The organism is Blautia sp. MSK.20.85, assembly GCF_013317245.1.
Taxonomy (GTDB): domain Bacteria; phylum Bacillota; class Clostridia; order Lachnospirales; family Lachnospiraceae; genus Blautia_A.
Genome location: NZ_JAAIUN010000021.1, coordinates 17,416 through 31,931, shown reverse-complemented (window position 1 = coordinate 31,931; position 14,516 = coordinate 17,416). Strand labels below are relative to the sequence as shown.

Here is a 14,516-nt window from a genome sequence, read left to right as displayed (position 1 = left end):
CTCCCCATTTCTCCTTTTATATCGTTGTCTGTTATTTACCTGTTTCTGAATTTTCGGGCAAAGCAGATCGCTCCCAGTATTCCCACCATTAATATAGAAAGAACTGCTCCTGTTTTCAATCCCGGAGTTTGATATTTCATGGTAATTATATGCGTTCCCTGTGAAAGTTTCACGCCGGTAAGTCCCTGAATACTTTTTACATCGGCTTTTTCTCCGTCCACATAAACCTTCATATCCGGGTCATAGAATACGCTGAGCATAAGAATTCCGTCTTTTTTTACAGATATACTGCCTTTTCCATCCTTCAGATCCATTTGCTGAGAAGAAAGTTCTTCATAAATGGAATCCAGTTCAGATTCCTGGTATGTTCCCAGAACAGCCTCGTGCATACCGGTACCCGTAGTTATCTGCACAATGGTATCCACATTATAAGTTCCCAGATCCAGAAAATTATTATTCCAATAATCAGACTTCTGCTCCTGTCCATTAATCGTCACTGTATCCGGTTCTGTTCCCGGAATATAAAGATATCCATGTTCTCCTTTTTTCAGATGGATATTAAAAGTTGTGTTTCCAATCAGGGCAGTATCAGAATTGACTGTCTGCATTTTGTACAGTCTTTTTCCTACAATACCACTGAGCAGACGGTTCTGAACTTCAAGCGGGTCTGTTCCTTCCATTGCATAATCCAGCACAGAATCGCTGACCATATATCCGGATCGCAGAGCCCGTGGATTTTCATACAGGTCAAATGACTGGCTTTCTGCAATCTTTTTATAAGCAGTATGAAGGGTTCTTGTATTCCTGCAAAACAGATATCGTATCCCCAGAAGCATATCCATCACTTCCGTAGATCCTGCATACTGAAAACGATTTTCCAGATTTTCAAACCCCATGTTCTTCACAAAATTCCACATTTCCTCTGTATTGGTGGAAGAATACATGGACATCCCGTTCAGCTGATACAGTATTTCTTCATTTCTCACAAGGGGATTTACGATCGCAGTGCGGTAATCCACCTGATCCACGCCGGCAGACTCCAGTAATCCACCAATCTCCTGCTCACTTTCCACATAAATATCGCGATTTGCAGTTCCGTTATCTGTAATGCTGACAATTCCGTGAATTCCTGTCTCAGCCAGGATCAAAACAGCCAGTACCCCTCCACAGATTTTTCGGATTTCCACACAGCCAAACGGATGTCTTGAAAGTTTTCCACAAAAATAATTTCCCGTCCACACTGTAAGAAACATTCCCGCAAGAATCCCTTCTGTAAGCAGAACCTCTCCTGCTTTTCCACTTTTAATCCCCACAACCATGCAGAATATTTCCACCGCAGCAAATCCCGCGAACAGCCGCTTTTCACTCACCTTCTCTGTTTTCCCCCACGCATCGCAGGACATCCTCAGAAGCAGAAAGATCAGGATAAAAGCAAAACGGTTGGGGATTCCCACCGGTTTATGCATTCCATGAAGCAGAAGATTTAACGCTGTGATATGAAAACCCGCAAAGTAAAAAATGACCAACGCTCCCGTCATGATCTTTTCCACGGTACGGATTTCTTTGTTCAGAAAATACATCCCTGCAAAAAGCAGCACTGCACAGCCACAGTAAAGATTCACATCTCCCTGTTCGCTGGATTTCACAAAAGACAGGGAATCCTCCATCAGCGCTCCCAGCTGCTTCCAGATATCTCCGTAAACACCGGCAAGCCCTGTTCCAGCTTCCTCTGCTGCTGCAGTCCTGGATACAGCCACAATGCCAGGAATCAGAGTAATTCCCGCAAGACATGCACTGGCAATGGAAGACCCGGCAAATTTCAGCAGAGAATGCAATATTTTCTCCGGCCGCTGGTCAGATTTTATGATAGCCAGATTTGCCAGATAATAGAGAGCCGAAAAGGTACATAACATAAATCCCATATAATAACTGGTTAAAATACAGCACCCAAGCACCAGGCAATACCCGTACCATTTTCCGGTATATACCAGCTGCTCGATAAAGTATGCCAATACCGGAAGAAGTATGATACAGTCCAGCCACATTACGTTACTGTAGTATCCCATAAGAAAATTTGACAACGCATACATGCATCCAAGAGAAACCGCCATACTCCCTCTGCCTGGATATTTTTTCCCGGAATACCAGGCCATGGACACGCTGCAAAGCCCAACCTTGATCAGGATCACAGCTGTTACTGCATCATTTACATACATGAATTTCATAAACAGCAGCACAAGAAGGCTGAACGGACTGCTGAGATAATAACAGAACAGGCCGTAAAAATCATAACCCATGGAATGTGTGGAATACGTCCACCCTGCGCCTTTTTCCAGCTGGCTTAAAAGTTCCTTATAAAAGGCTGTATACTGATGAACACCATCAACAACAAGCGCCGAATTTTCCCCAAAAGGATAAACTCCTTTCATTGCAAAACCTGCCGCAAATATCATCACAGGAAACAGAAAGGCCAGGATATAGACCCAACTGCTGTTCTTTCGCCTGATGTTTTTTCCCACACTTTGTTTTTTTATCAATCTCATCATTTTTTCCTCTTCTGTCTGATTCTTTTCCGTCGGATTTTGAGTTCTGCCAGAAATAAACAGTTTCGGCTTTTTCGCTGAAGCAGATATTCGTATTTCGATTTGCCATATTTTTATGATTCTGTCATTTCTCACAGACCTGATTATAACACGCTTCATAATGTATCATGTTTTTGTGAAATTACTGCGAATTTTTTCAGGATCAAAGAAAAAAGCTGCCACATCATTGGAGACACAGAAAACTCCGCTGATGTAACAGCTTTCTTCGAAAGAATCTGTGTACGCTGATCCACAGATCCCTTCATGGGTGTAATTATTAACTTTATGTGATGAGTTTTTTTAGTTCCGGGCCTGTATGATATAGGATATTCACATATCCTGAGGTGGCTGTTTACAGGTTAAGAACTATTATGGCTATATGATAGCATGACCATATACATTTGTAAAATTAATATTTAATGTTTATAATATAGAACTTTTTAATATTGATCCGATGGGCACAACATTGCTGTCCGGATAAAATTCTGCTTTTATAAAACTGTGTATCCTCTGGACTTCAGGCAGGCTCTTACTTCCATGGTGTCCTCGGTATGGAATACCATGATCGGTTTTCCGGAATCACGATTAAAAGAGAGATACAGATAATCCACGCTCACGTTGCTGTCCTTCAGTGTAAGAAGCAGATCATTCAGATTTCCGGTTTTATCCTCAACTTCCACACCGATCACATCGATCACGTGACAGAGATATCCGGCAGCGATCAGTGCCTCCTTCGCCTTATCCGGATCAGAAACTACCATTCGCACGATTCCGTACTCTGCACTGTCATTGGTAACTGATCCCAGAATGTTGATGTCCTCATTCTTCAGGATCCCGGTAATGTTCTGCATAACACCTTTTTTATTTTCTGCATAGATAGATAACTGTTTCAGCATAATAAAATCCTCTCTTTCCTCTGAAATGTGTTTTGCTGTTTTATCATATGGTAAATCTTCGCACATCTCACCTTGTATGTCAACCGAAGTAATTCAGGGAAGAGCCCGGACATTTTCATTTCATTTTACTTCACGTTCATAAACACAGGTACTTTATGACCAACATTCCCCCGGTCAAAAACTTCACCGCATATGTGCATGCAGATATTTTTCCCGTGTAGCAAGCCCACCCCGGATATGTCGTTCCCGCTTGTTCACATCAAGAACTTTCCTCACCTCAACGGCCAGTGCCGGGTTGATCACTTTCAGCCGTTCCACGCAATCTTTATGTTTGGTTGTCACTAATTAGAACGGTTTCATCTAAGCCTAAATCACCGAAGATTCGTAAGTAAATATCTACGTTACCATCCTTGTCTACTTCAATTTTCTGGATAATCCGTTTAAGCTGTGCATTGGTCATCTGGTGAACATCGGAAATATCTTCAATCTCTTTAAACGTGCGATTCAAGATTATTTCCAGTTGTTCACCTTTTGTCAGGTGATAAGCAACCATTTTCAACTCATTCTCCAGACGCTCGATTTCCTGTTTTGTGCCGCCGATTTTTTCATTCAGTTCCTCACGTGTAATGAGGTCATCGGTGTACATATCCATGTATTTCTGACGCATTTTTTGAAGCTTGTGAAGCTGTGCGTTCAATTCCTTTTCGTAATTCAGGTTCTCATCCTTGGCTTTGTAAACCCTCTGGAATTCGCCTGTTACGTGACGAATTACATTTTTCTTTGCTTTCAGCAGCTCGGAAAAGTATTCGGACAGAACTTCAATCAACTCTTCCTCGTCCACTGTCTGAGCATTCGGGCAGCTATCCGCCCCACGTCCATTATGACCGGAACATACCCAGCGAATATAAGTATTCTTATAAGTACGAACAGTTCGTCGAAATGACCAGCCACATTCCTTACATTTAATCAGAGTAGAAAACAAATACTTATTGCTCTGCCGTTCCTTTGTTAATTTAAAAGTCTTGCTTCTGCACTCCAAAATCTCCTGTGCCTTTTCATACATTTCCGGCTCAATAATCCGCAGTTCCGGACGTTCTGTTACCATCCACTCCGTCTCGTCTTTTTCCGTTCTCTGTCCAGTCAGGAAGTCAGCTACTTCCTGCTTGCCGTTGATAATTTTTCCGGTATAAAGTTCATTCGTTAAAATCCGGCACGTCGCATTCTGGCTCCACTGACAATTACGCTTTGTTCGGATACCTTTCGCATTCAGCATGTTTGCAATCTTGGCGGCACCATATCCTTCTTCGATATACCATTTATAAATCTGCCTGATAACAGCTGCTTCTTCCTCGTTGATTGCCAAATTAAAGTAATCTCCAATGGTTTTATCATATCCGTACACAATATTCGGAACTCGTCCTTTTTCAGCATTCATTTTCTTGCCGAATTTCACACGCTTTGAAGTATTGGCACTTTCTTCCTGCGCCAATGCACCGAAGATTGTCAGAACAAATTCACTGTTTCCCATGCTGGTCATGTTGGCCGTCAAAAACTGTGTCTCGATTCCTAATGCTTTCAGTTTGCGGACATTCTGCAGAAGGTCTACAGTATTTCTGGCAAAGCGAGAGATGTCCTTTACTACTACCATATCAAATAGTCCATGTTCAGCATCAGCCATCATGCGTAAAAATTCTTTTCGATTTTTTATTTTCGTGCCTGAAATACCCTCATCTGCATATAATCTAACTAAGTTGTCACCAGTACGCTGGGTGTACTCAGAGAAAAATTGCTTTTGAGCTTCCAGACTGTTGAGCTGATCAGCTTTATCAGTGGAGACACGACAATAAGCAGCTATATTCATATCTAATACCTTTCTGTTATATTTAAGTCGTTCTGTTACAACTTTATTGTACCATCTAAAATATAATTGTAAATAGCAAAATAAGGAATACCCTTTCTTCAGAATATTCCTTATATGCATTACTCTTCGATAAAAAAATTTTCTAACAATAGCATAATGGATTGTTCATCAACATTACCTGGTTCTTTTAAATTTTTTTTCTTTTTATTCAATAACAAATATGTATCTGTAAAAACATCTTGTATCGTCCCAAGGCATTTATCTTTTGCTAATTTAACCATCAACTCAAGAATTACACGATCCACATAGATATGCAAATGTTCTCCTAACATTTGTATTCGTTTATGGCTTTCCCCTGCATGAACAATAGCATTTCTAAGCCTATATAAGCGATAAAGATGCCATTCAATTCTTTGACAATACTTTTCGGAAAGATGCCATAATTTTTCGCGATTTTCTCTTTGCTCATATAAGTTATATATTTTATAACGTATATTGGGATAATACTTAAGCTCATTCGCAAAATAATCTTCTCGATATTTCTCATATTTTTCAAGAAATATAAAGCCTGCGATTTTACAAATCTCTTTATCGAATTCTGTTATATCTTTAAGCAACAAACTTACTTTTCGATTACCTAAATTATTTTTCAAATCGTCAAGTATATTAGAAAATATGCATTCGAAATAGTCATTTTGTAGAATGGAAACTATATTATCAGTAACGCTTTCAATTTTGGATTTTGAACTATCTGTAACACTTGCAACCTCCAACGCTGACCACAAATTAAGAAATGCATCATTTAAGTCTTGTTGATTTAATGCCGCATTATGCAAATCAACAATCTTATTAAGCTGAGAATAAGTTTCCTTTCCTTTTTCTTGGCATCCCAAAACAATTGTATCTATTTCAGTTTTAAAATTTTCTCGTGGCTCAGGCTTGATACTTTTATACCCAAACGCTTTTACGGGAAGAATTATTCCCTCTTGGGTATCTTGTCGAATTACCAATACGTTTTTACCTATTACACTGATATTATCATTCAAAAAAACTTCTAAATATCTCAAAAAAATTTCTAATGCAGAATACGCTCGTTTCATTGCTGAATAATTATCATATGCCTTTGTTTCCATAACCCCTATAAAGGACTTTTGCTTTCTTTTAATCTGTTTAAAGCAACCATCATCTTCAAACGAAATATGCAATCTTTCATTTAACAACTTTTGATATGGCTTTAATTTTTCATAAAAAACAAAGTACACTTTGTATTTACCAATTTCAAAATCAAACCTATTCAAAAAAATCTGTGCTTTTTTTTCTGGATCATTTATACTTTCCTCAAATATATTTCTCAGGAATCTATATATATATTCCGATGAATATCCATGCCATAGCAAAAAAGCAAGCCAAGCACGAAGTCCTTTTTCAATTTCTGTTTTACGGTTTGATTCCGACAAATTTTCTTTCAAGTATTTACAACATATTTCATAGTACTTTTTCTTTGGTATCTTATTGAATATATAATGTACCGCTGTTCTTTGATCTTTATCTAAAAATTTTGCCATCTCTTCAATAACTTCATATTTATACAACTCTCGAACAATAACGTCTGTCATTAAACTCGACTTAATCTCTTTTGCAATTATATCTAATTGATATTGCTTAATACTCCCTTTCACCACATCTTTTTCAGTATCAACATATTCTTCTAATAATGTTTGTGTATTATGAACAGGCGCTTTAACAATATCATCTGAATAATGAAACAACATTTCTTGTAGTCTTTGAACAAAAAATAAATATCCATCCTTAGTAGATGTCCAATCTTGTGTAATATATTTCATTTTTCATCCCCCTCGCATTTTTGTAAATCAATCATTTTTTTATCAAGTACCACTTTGCATACCTATTAGTTCCTGTTGTAACAACAATTCCATCCTTTTTCATTGCCTGTAACAAATTAGAAACCTTCTTCGATTTCTGTTCATCGCTAAGTACTTCTGGCAATGCTTTTTCCAGTACTTCCATTAAATCTCTTTTGCTGGCTTCTCCCATTGACTGAAGTGCTTTTATAATTAACTGCTTGCAAATATCATCATCTAACCCTTTATTTCGAACATAAGCAGCTTTCTGTCCGACAATATCTGCCACCTTGAAAGATACAAAAACATTAGGATAACGTCCTTCCACAAGACCTTTTTTCTTCAAATCCTTAAAGCTTTCTTTAGAAACTACTTCCTGTTTCTGAACTTTATCCAACAAAAATACAGTTCTCATATCTAAATCTTCATTGGAATATAAAAGCTGAGTATAATTCTTATCCAATATCTTTCCGTACACAGTCACTGTAACTCTATTAATTGTGTTCAAATCATATGTCGGCAATGGGAAGCATTTATCACGCTGTATCTGATACATCATTGGTATTCCCATTGAATTTGTATCAATCATATACAGATTTACCATTGCGTTACACAAAAACACATTTCGATAATACGGTGGTTTATATCCCGGTTCCAGTGCTTGTTCAATAGTTTCTGGTATAAAAGCCCCCTCATTGATAAATACCAGTCTGTCCTCAAATTCCTCTACGTTGATTTTTCCACGCAAGCGATAGTCCTGATGAGCAATACAGTTATTAATAATCTCTTTGATCAGCTCTGGTTCATATTGATCTACTTCATCCGGAAACAAAGTCTGCTGTCCGGCAATATAGCGATACTTTACATTTCTGATCCTGGAATATACCTTATCCACTGCCATTAACATCGGTATATCAAAATGTTCATAAGCTTTTACCGAATTATCTGCATTATAAAGTGTCCAGGTAATTCTAGGAATAAAGCCATCAAAGAAATATTTAGCCTCACTTTTTCCTAATAACAATAACGCCGTTCTGGTTATTTTTCCTTTTATTGTAATACCAGCTTTATTTAAAACCTCAATATCAGACAGTTTCTTTAAAACTTCCTGTGCTTTTTTTCGATCACTCTGACGTTTTGAGAAAAGTTCTCTTGCTCTTTTAATCGCTTCTTCATCCAAATCTTCTATGGTAGCATCTTCTACAATTTCTTTTGACCAATCCATTCCTATCTGATTTCTAAGTAGATCTACTTTATTCATCGGAAGCGGCGATACAGATTCATGCTCTCTGGCATACGCTGCCCCTTGCCATGTTGTCGGAATCCCCCTAATAGCTGGAGGAATTTGAAATGCTATCACTCGACATTTTTCCATTGTCAGTTCGTATATCTCCAGAAATGTCAATCGTTCATTGGTTCCATTTACGATTTCCTTTTTCAAACTTTGCAGACTTCCCTGTTTCCGAAATTCCGTTCCTACATATCGTTTATCATCCGAAATTCCGAAAATCAGCCACGCCTCCTGTAATCCCCGAAGATTTGCTTCATTGCTAAGTGCAGAAAAATATTTACCAATGTCATTAAACGAATAATTTGTGCGTGCTTCTTTAAATTCTACAACTTCATTTTCAAAGGATTCTATCATGCGAACAATCTTTTCTTTTAATTGGCTATCCGTATATATCATATTCTTCCGCCTTTCAAAATTTTCTATGACTAAATTCTATGACTAATCTATGACTTTCTAGAACTAATTTTAACTGATTTTCAGACAGAACACAAGCAATAGCAAAAAAATAAAAGGCATCCCACGCGCTACGCAGGACACCCTCCATCATGTTTTGGTTCATTGGGAAGCTCATCCGCTGCTTCTTGTATTGCCTGTTCCACCTTACTTGCATTTGCTTCAATCAATATCTTTAACAGATAGTCGGCGGTTACTTCCGCAGTGTTTGGATTATGGAATCGATAATTAAGTTTTCTCTTTTTCATAGCGGAATTCCCACCTCCTCCCGTATATCCTTGTCCATAACTATGAAAATGTTCTTTGAAATAGTCCTGCTAAATGTCATTCCTGTTCAACTTAAATAGATGCCAGTCAAAGGGGCATCCCTGTTGTAAACCACCGCTGTAAACAAACTCCAAAAAATCTAATTCTTTTTGTTTTTTCAGTTTTCTTTCCTCAATACCAAATTACTCTTATATATCTGTTTACTGTTTACAAATTCTACAACTCAAAGCAATAACCATAGATAAAAGCGTAAACAACACGCCAACTACCGTAAACCTGACTGGCATTTTACTGGAAGGATAACTCCATCTGCCGGGCTTCCTCCTCAGTAACCGGATGCCAGTCATTTTCATTTTTTAAGTCTTTTGCGTCTCGTTTACAGTTTTCGTTTACACATACCCACGAACGCTGTGTACCGTAATCCTTGAATCTTGTCATCGTCCCCTGTTTCCAACCCACAATGCTTGTATTCATGATTTCACAGATGCGGTCTGTCTCCGCCTTCTTCGGCTTTACATAAGGATTGTCCAGTGCCTCTTTAAAAAGCATCAATGAACAGACTTTTCTGTCTTCATGTTCATCCAGCCATGCCTGTATCATTCCGGCTTCCGTATCATCCGCCATGAACTCCTGCCGCAGTTTATCAAGCTGTGTTTCTGTTTCCTTTGAAAACGCCAGTTTAAAATTCCCATTACGGTACAACATCATTGCTTCCGCCCACACCTGATCAATATACTGTCTGGATTCCTTCTCATTTTCGAGGATATGAACCTCCATCTCTGCCCGGTTCGTCTGAACCGGAACGAATCTTCGATTTCCGGTACGGTCAAACGGCAGGAATCGCTTAATATTGGATGTTCCTCCAAATACACATTGTCTCGGACGATCAAGAGCATATACTGCATAAGAATCCCGATAAGTCTCTTTCTGCCTGCTCAGAAAGCTCTTTGTTTCCTCAATACTCTTGGAACGTGCCGTTGCAACCATTTCAGACATTTCAATCATCCAGTGACCGCGAAGCTGACAATAAACTTTTTCTGAATCCAGCTTGCCAATGTCATCAGTGAACCAGTCATCCTTTACTGCCATGAAACGAAAAAATGTAGATTTTCCCACGCCCTGACCCCCGACCAGACAGAGCATATATTCAAACTTAATTCCGGGGCGGAACGCACGGGCAATAGCTCCCAGCAAAAACATTTTCATACTTTCATAGGTCAACTCATCCACAGGTGCACCAAGAAAATGATGCAGCACATAGCGGATACGTTCCTGCCCATCCCATTGCAGACTGTTCAAATAATCCCGGACAGGGTGATATTTGTTCCGATCTGCCTGATGGACAATACTTTTCTGCACAATCTTATCCATCGTCAAACCGTAAGTCTCTTCCAAATAAAGCATAATATAGTTCAAATCCATATCTGTGAATGCCGGGCTTATCCGTTCCCACCACACGGGTTTTACAATGTCTGTCTGCTCAGTCAAAATATTGTGCCGGAATACATCTTTTAACAGAGGATCATGTTCTAAAATTAGCTTACAGTTATGCCGATTGTTTTTCACAGCACCCTTCTGTGTCATTTCCAGTTGTTCTCTGATTTCCTCTACTGTCAACTCCGTTTCCATTATATCCATTACTTCGCACAATTCCTGTCGTGTCTGTGGTGATAAAGTCTGAAATTCTCTGTTCAATCGCTGTCACCTCCTTCCCATGAGCCACCACTACGGCAACTCGTTCTTCTAATGTGCCTGATAATAATGTATCCAACAGGTACTCTGTTTCTGATATTTTTTCCAATGCCTCCATAAACAGCGGATGCCAGACATCTTCCACCTGTTTCGGAGCACACTCTTCTTTCCACTGTTTCAACAAATGCAGGTAATCTGCCAGTGCACGGAAATATCTATTTTCTGCCTGCAGATACCTCTGTTCCTGTGTTAGCTGTCGTTTGATTTGTTTTCTCTGTGGCGGGCTGTGCCCCATGTTCTCATAATGTATAGAAAAATCTCTTGCCAATTTCTCTGCCGCCTCTTTTGGTTTTAAATTGTACAAGTGTGCCGTAAAATCAATCACATCCCCATCTGCCTGACATCCGAAACAATGAAAACGCCTGTCCACTTTCATGCTTGGATTCTTGTCACGGTGAAATGGACAGACCGCCATTCCATTCTTGTTTACCCGTATTCCATAGCTTTCTGCAGCCTGCCAGGTAGTCACAGACTGTTTAACTGCTTCAAATATATTCATCCTTTTCCTCTTTTCTTTACATCACAACTCCATATCGTTCCTTCCCAATTTAGTTCTTCCTTCGTGTTCCCATCGCTCTCGGTTCTCCTGTTCCGCAGTAATTTTTGCTTTTGCCAGCCTATCCAGAATGGAACTTCTGGCTTTTTTCTTAATCTGTTCGGTATTCACCTTTTTGACTTCCGGTTTTATCAGCGTGGTCTGGATTGTTTTAACTGCTGTCTGCATAGCTTTTGTAATTTTGGTAATTACTCCGTCCAATCGACTTACAGCATAAGTTCTTTCTTTTTGGGAAGCCTTGCGCTCAGGGGAAAGCACCCACGCCTTTGACTGTTCTACCAGACGAATGTCTTCTTTATGGGTTTCCACTCTGACCTCATCCGTCACAACCTCCACAGCTTTGTCGTAAGCAATATCTGAAACTTCATCGATCAAAGCTTCTACTTCTTCAATTTTCAGAGTAAGTGTATCCAGTATTTCTGTCTGGTTTTTCATCTGTTCCTTTTGCTTAAACAGGATATAATCCTGCTTTTCAAGATAATCTCGCCCTCCATAAGACGGTTCTTCTTCCAGATGCAACCCGTATTTTCGAGTTATATCAAAAAGCATTGTCCGGCAAATAGCATCAAAAGTCTGCTTTCGATTATTATTGCGGCCTTTAGGTTTATCCGGTTTTGGAAGTGCAATCCCTAATTCTTCCAGTGCTTTTTCCTGCTGGGGACAGATTTCCCCGTACTTATTCTCACAATCAAAAACATGACGTTCATGAATGTGCGGCGTTCCTTCGTCCAAATGCAGTGCCCAGTCCAGAATATGGACATGAGAACCGAACCGATTTGTGAACTGCTTTGTAAAGTCCTGTACGACCGCAAGTAATATTTCATAGGAAACAGATTCTTCTACTGTTCCTATTTGAAAAATAGTTTCCTCTGGACAGGTTTTATTGTTCTTTAGTAAATCTTCCACAGATCGGTTACGCTCTGTATGACGGGTTCTTGCATTTCTTTCATTCTGCGCTTCTATATATTTTCCATAATGTTCCTGATAAAAAGTACATTCAATTTTCTCAAAACTGATATCCTGAGAATCTTCTTCCCTGTTCTGCATTGTGGTATAGCCACGGTAACAGTCCCAGTAAATATTTTCTCTGACTCTTCCAGCATCAATATGTTCACTGTTTTCCAAGTCGAAACGGCGATCATTATGCCTGGGATTATAAGTGCCATTTTTCCCGGAGCGTCCATTGTGTCTTGTTGCTTTCAATAATTTTCTTGCCCTCCTTTTTCACGTTTTTCCAAATTAAATAAGGCAGCGAAGCTGCAAACCTGCGTGAATTTGCGTCAGGTAATACCCAGTACGAGTAGACGCACGCATCAACTCACTGGGCAATGGCTGCCGCCCTTAACCTGCACAAAAGACTTCGCTCTCCGCTCTGCTCCAGATTTAGTTACTATTCTCTGGCACCCTTCCATTCCCCTTTGCCATCCATTCGAAAAAAGCAATTTTACTAACCTTAATTAATCTGCCGCTTCGAAATGCCGGAAAACCGGGTGTATGAACCAGTTCATAAGCCGTTACTCTGGAAATCCCCATAATCCGCTGAATATCAGCCACATCCAGTACAAGAGGCAGTTCATCATAATTGTTTAATCTCTTATTTTCACTCATGTTGTTCCTCCATTTTTGATCTCATTTTTTAGCTTCTCATTGCCGTTTTATCTTTCCTGTTTCCTGAGTCATACTGCTGTCAAGGCATACAACACGTCATCCATTCGGATGCGCTCACTTCTTTTATCGAAGGTCATGGCGGTTTATCTCAGGTTAGACGGTCATAAAGTTGTCAAAGTACACTGCATAGTACGAAATTACCATGCAATCGTATCTTATCAATCTCATCTTGACTTTTCAATACTTTCGCGATACCATAAATGTAACTAATATTATATTTTTTAAAATTACCATACTAAACAGGAGCAAATAGAAATGGCTTATCAATTTATAAGGCAAGAACCTTGCTACGACCACATCCTCTTCGTTCTGGCATTGGATAGAGACAAAATGAAGGAGCGAATTTTAATCGGAACGGAACAGCAAATCCGTTTTCGACTGGACGGAAATAAAGATAACGATGTCATATATGATATAACACGTCCTCTAGGACGTTTTCTGATAGATTTTGAATATGATAAAGAAAAGAACTGGAATATATATGGACTTGCTCCCCTACGTGATGCATTGCACACTAACCGTTGGAAACAGCCTGCACTGGAACAGACTGCTGGTGATTTTCTGGCAAAAAAATATCTCACCGGTGATCCGGTGAGAATGTATGCTACATTCCGTATTTGGAATGAATATCTTGTTACAAGGGAATATCGTGACCGTAATACTGCCTGTGATCGTTTTATAGAAAAAATCCAAATTTTGACTCAGGCATTCCAAACAGAAAATGTCATGAATTTTAATTCTGATACCGGAAAACCAGAACGTTTTCATACTGGCAGTCTTTATTTCCGCAACACTCCTGCTGAAATCACTCGACTTGAACTTTGGTTTCCGGATAATAGGCGCAGAACAGAATGCGTAGCTGCCTACAGCTCTTTTTATCCGCTTATCACTTATTACTTGAATCGGCTGAATGACTGGGGCCTTTGTTTCCGTCAGTGCAAAGTCTGTGGAAAATATTTTCTGGCAAAAAACCAGCGTTATGAACTATGCAGTGATAAGTGCCGTAAAGCACAGGCACTTCAAAATAAAAGGGAATTTGATGAACGAGCCAGAGAAAATAACTATGATTTGCTTTATAAAAATGAATGCCAGAATTGGCGTAATAAAATCAATAAATCCAAAAAAACTGCTGATTTTCCGATTGAACGTCTGGAAGAAATGAAAACTGCGTTTGACCTTTTTAAGAAAGAAGCTCTGCGGCGTAAGAAAGCTGTAAAGGCAGGAACAACCAAGCCAACGGAATTCACGGACTGGCTGTATCAGCAGAGCAATATTATCTTGAAACTCAGCGAAATCTGAATCCATCCCTGTAAAGGAAAGGCAGCGAA

At 39.3% G+C, this 14,516-nt stretch carries 11 protein-coding genes and 1 pseudogene; 1 reads left to right on the top strand and 11 read right to left on the bottom strand.

Annotated features, from left to right (window positions below; all coding sequences use genetic code 11):
• Positions 1–35: 35 nt before the first annotated feature.
• The 11 genes and pseudogenes from G5B12_RS11690 to G5B12_RS11640 form a co-directional block, all read right to left on the bottom strand.
• Positions 36–2,546: a YfhO family protein gene (locus G5B12_RS11690; RefSeq protein WP_174088322.1), complete on the bottom strand. Its 2,511-nt coding sequence runs from the start codon at positions 2,544–2,546 to the stop codon at positions 36–38.
• Between the two features lie 527 nt (positions 2,547–3,073).
• On the bottom strand, positions 3,074–3,478 hold the full coding sequence (locus tag G5B12_RS11685; protein WP_021976037.1) for an ACT domain-containing protein: 405 nt from the start codon (positions 3,476–3,478) through the stop codon (positions 3,074–3,076).
• A 183-nt stretch (positions 3,479–3,661) separates the two neighbouring features.
• A pseudogene (locus G5B12_RS11680) lies at positions 3,662–3,817 on the bottom strand (sporulation transcriptional regulator SpoIIID); the annotation flags it as partial.
• Positions 3,804–5,339, bottom strand: coding sequence for a recombinase family protein (locus G5B12_RS11675; protein ID WP_118137600.1), 1,536 nt, complete (start codon positions 5,337–5,339; stop codon positions 3,804–3,806). The pseudogene G5B12_RS11680 and the gene G5B12_RS11675, both read right to left, overlap by 14 nt.
• 119 nt (positions 5,340–5,458) lie before the next feature.
• The gene (locus G5B12_RS11670) at positions 5,459–7,183 is read right to left on the bottom strand and encodes a hypothetical protein (RefSeq protein ID WP_173733152.1); all 1,725 of its coding nucleotides are present in this window, start codon (positions 7,181–7,183) and stop codon (positions 5,459–5,461) included.
• 31 nt (positions 7,184–7,214) lie between these two features.
• Positions 7,215–8,888 (bottom strand): RNA-binding domain-containing protein, encoded by a 1,674-nt coding sequence (locus G5B12_RS11665; RefSeq protein ID WP_022388874.1) that lies wholly within the window; start codon positions 8,886–8,888, stop codon positions 7,215–7,217.
• Between the two features lie 128 nt (positions 8,889–9,016).
• Positions 9,017–9,193 (bottom strand): hypothetical protein, encoded by a 177-nt coding sequence (locus G5B12_RS11660; RefSeq protein WP_171030313.1) that lies wholly within the window; start codon positions 9,191–9,193, stop codon positions 9,017–9,019.
• 307 nt (positions 9,194–9,500) lie between these two features.
• The gene (locus G5B12_RS11655) at positions 9,501–10,850 is read right to left on the bottom strand and encodes a virulence-associated E family protein (protein WP_118137596.1); all 1,350 of its coding nucleotides are present in this window, start codon (positions 10,848–10,850) and stop codon (positions 9,501–9,503) included.
• Positions 10,759–11,463 carry a CHC2 zinc finger domain-containing protein gene (locus G5B12_RS11650; RefSeq protein WP_118137594.1) on the bottom strand — a complete coding sequence of 235 codons (705 nt, stop codon included), beginning with the start codon at positions 11,461–11,463 and terminating at the stop codon, positions 10,759–10,761. Before G5B12_RS11650 ends, G5B12_RS11655 begins: the two co-directional genes overlap by 92 nt.
• Positions 11,464–11,484: 21 nt before the next feature.
• The gene (locus G5B12_RS11645; protein ID WP_008707136.1) at positions 11,485–12,723 is read right to left on the bottom strand and encodes a hypothetical protein; all 1,239 of its coding nucleotides are present in this window, start codon (positions 12,721–12,723) and stop codon (positions 11,485–11,487) included.
• Between the two features lie 180 nt (positions 12,724–12,903).
• On the bottom strand, positions 12,904–13,128 hold the full coding sequence (locus G5B12_RS11640; RefSeq protein WP_008707138.1) for a helix-turn-helix domain-containing protein: 225 nt from the start codon (positions 13,126–13,128) through the stop codon (positions 12,904–12,906).
• Positions 13,129–13,443: 315 nt separating this feature from the next.
• Between G5B12_RS11640 and G5B12_RS11635 the strand changes: the two genes are divergently transcribed.
• Positions 13,444–14,487 (top strand): DUF6076 domain-containing protein, encoded by a 1,044-nt coding sequence (locus tag G5B12_RS11635; protein WP_118137592.1) that lies wholly within the window; start codon positions 13,444–13,446, stop codon positions 14,485–14,487.
• The last annotated feature ends 29 nt before the right edge of the window (positions 14,488–14,516 follow it).

Bases quoted from the DNA above. Each gene is read 5' to 3' on its own strand.
- G5B12_RS11690 (WP_174088322.1), bottom strand. From the start codon at position 2,546: ATGATGAGATTGATAAAAAAACAAAGTGTGGGAAAAAACATCAGGCGA.
- G5B12_RS11685 (WP_021976037.1), bottom strand. From the start codon at position 3,478: ATGCTGAAACAGTTATCTATCTATGCAGAAAATAAAAAAGGTGTTATG.
- G5B12_RS11675 (WP_118137600.1), bottom strand. From the start codon at position 5,339: ATGAATATAGCTGCTTATTGTCGTGTCTCCACTGATAAAGCTGATCAG.
- G5B12_RS11670 (WP_173733152.1), bottom strand. From the start codon at position 7,183: ATGAAATATATTACACAAGATTGGACATCTACTAAGGATGGATATTTA.
- G5B12_RS11665 (WP_022388874.1), bottom strand. From the start codon at position 8,888: ATGATATATACGGATAGCCAATTAAAAGAAAAGATTGTTCGCATGATA.
- G5B12_RS11660 (WP_171030313.1), bottom strand. From the start codon at position 9,193: ATGAAAAAGAGAAAACTTAATTATCGATTCCATAATCCAAACACTGCG.
- G5B12_RS11655 (WP_118137596.1), bottom strand. From the start codon at position 10,850: ATGGATATAATGGAAACGGAGTTGACAGTAGAGGAAATCAGAGAACAA.
- G5B12_RS11650 (WP_118137594.1), bottom strand. From the start codon at position 11,463: ATGAATATATTTGAAGCAGTTAAACAGTCTGTGACTACCTGGCAGGCT.
- G5B12_RS11640 (WP_008707138.1), bottom strand. From the start codon at position 13,128: ATGAGTGAAAATAAGAGATTAAACAATTATGATGAACTGCCTCTTGTA.
- G5B12_RS11635 (WP_118137592.1), top strand. From the start codon at position 13,444: ATGGCTTATCAATTTATAAGGCAAGAACCTTGCTACGACCACATCCTC.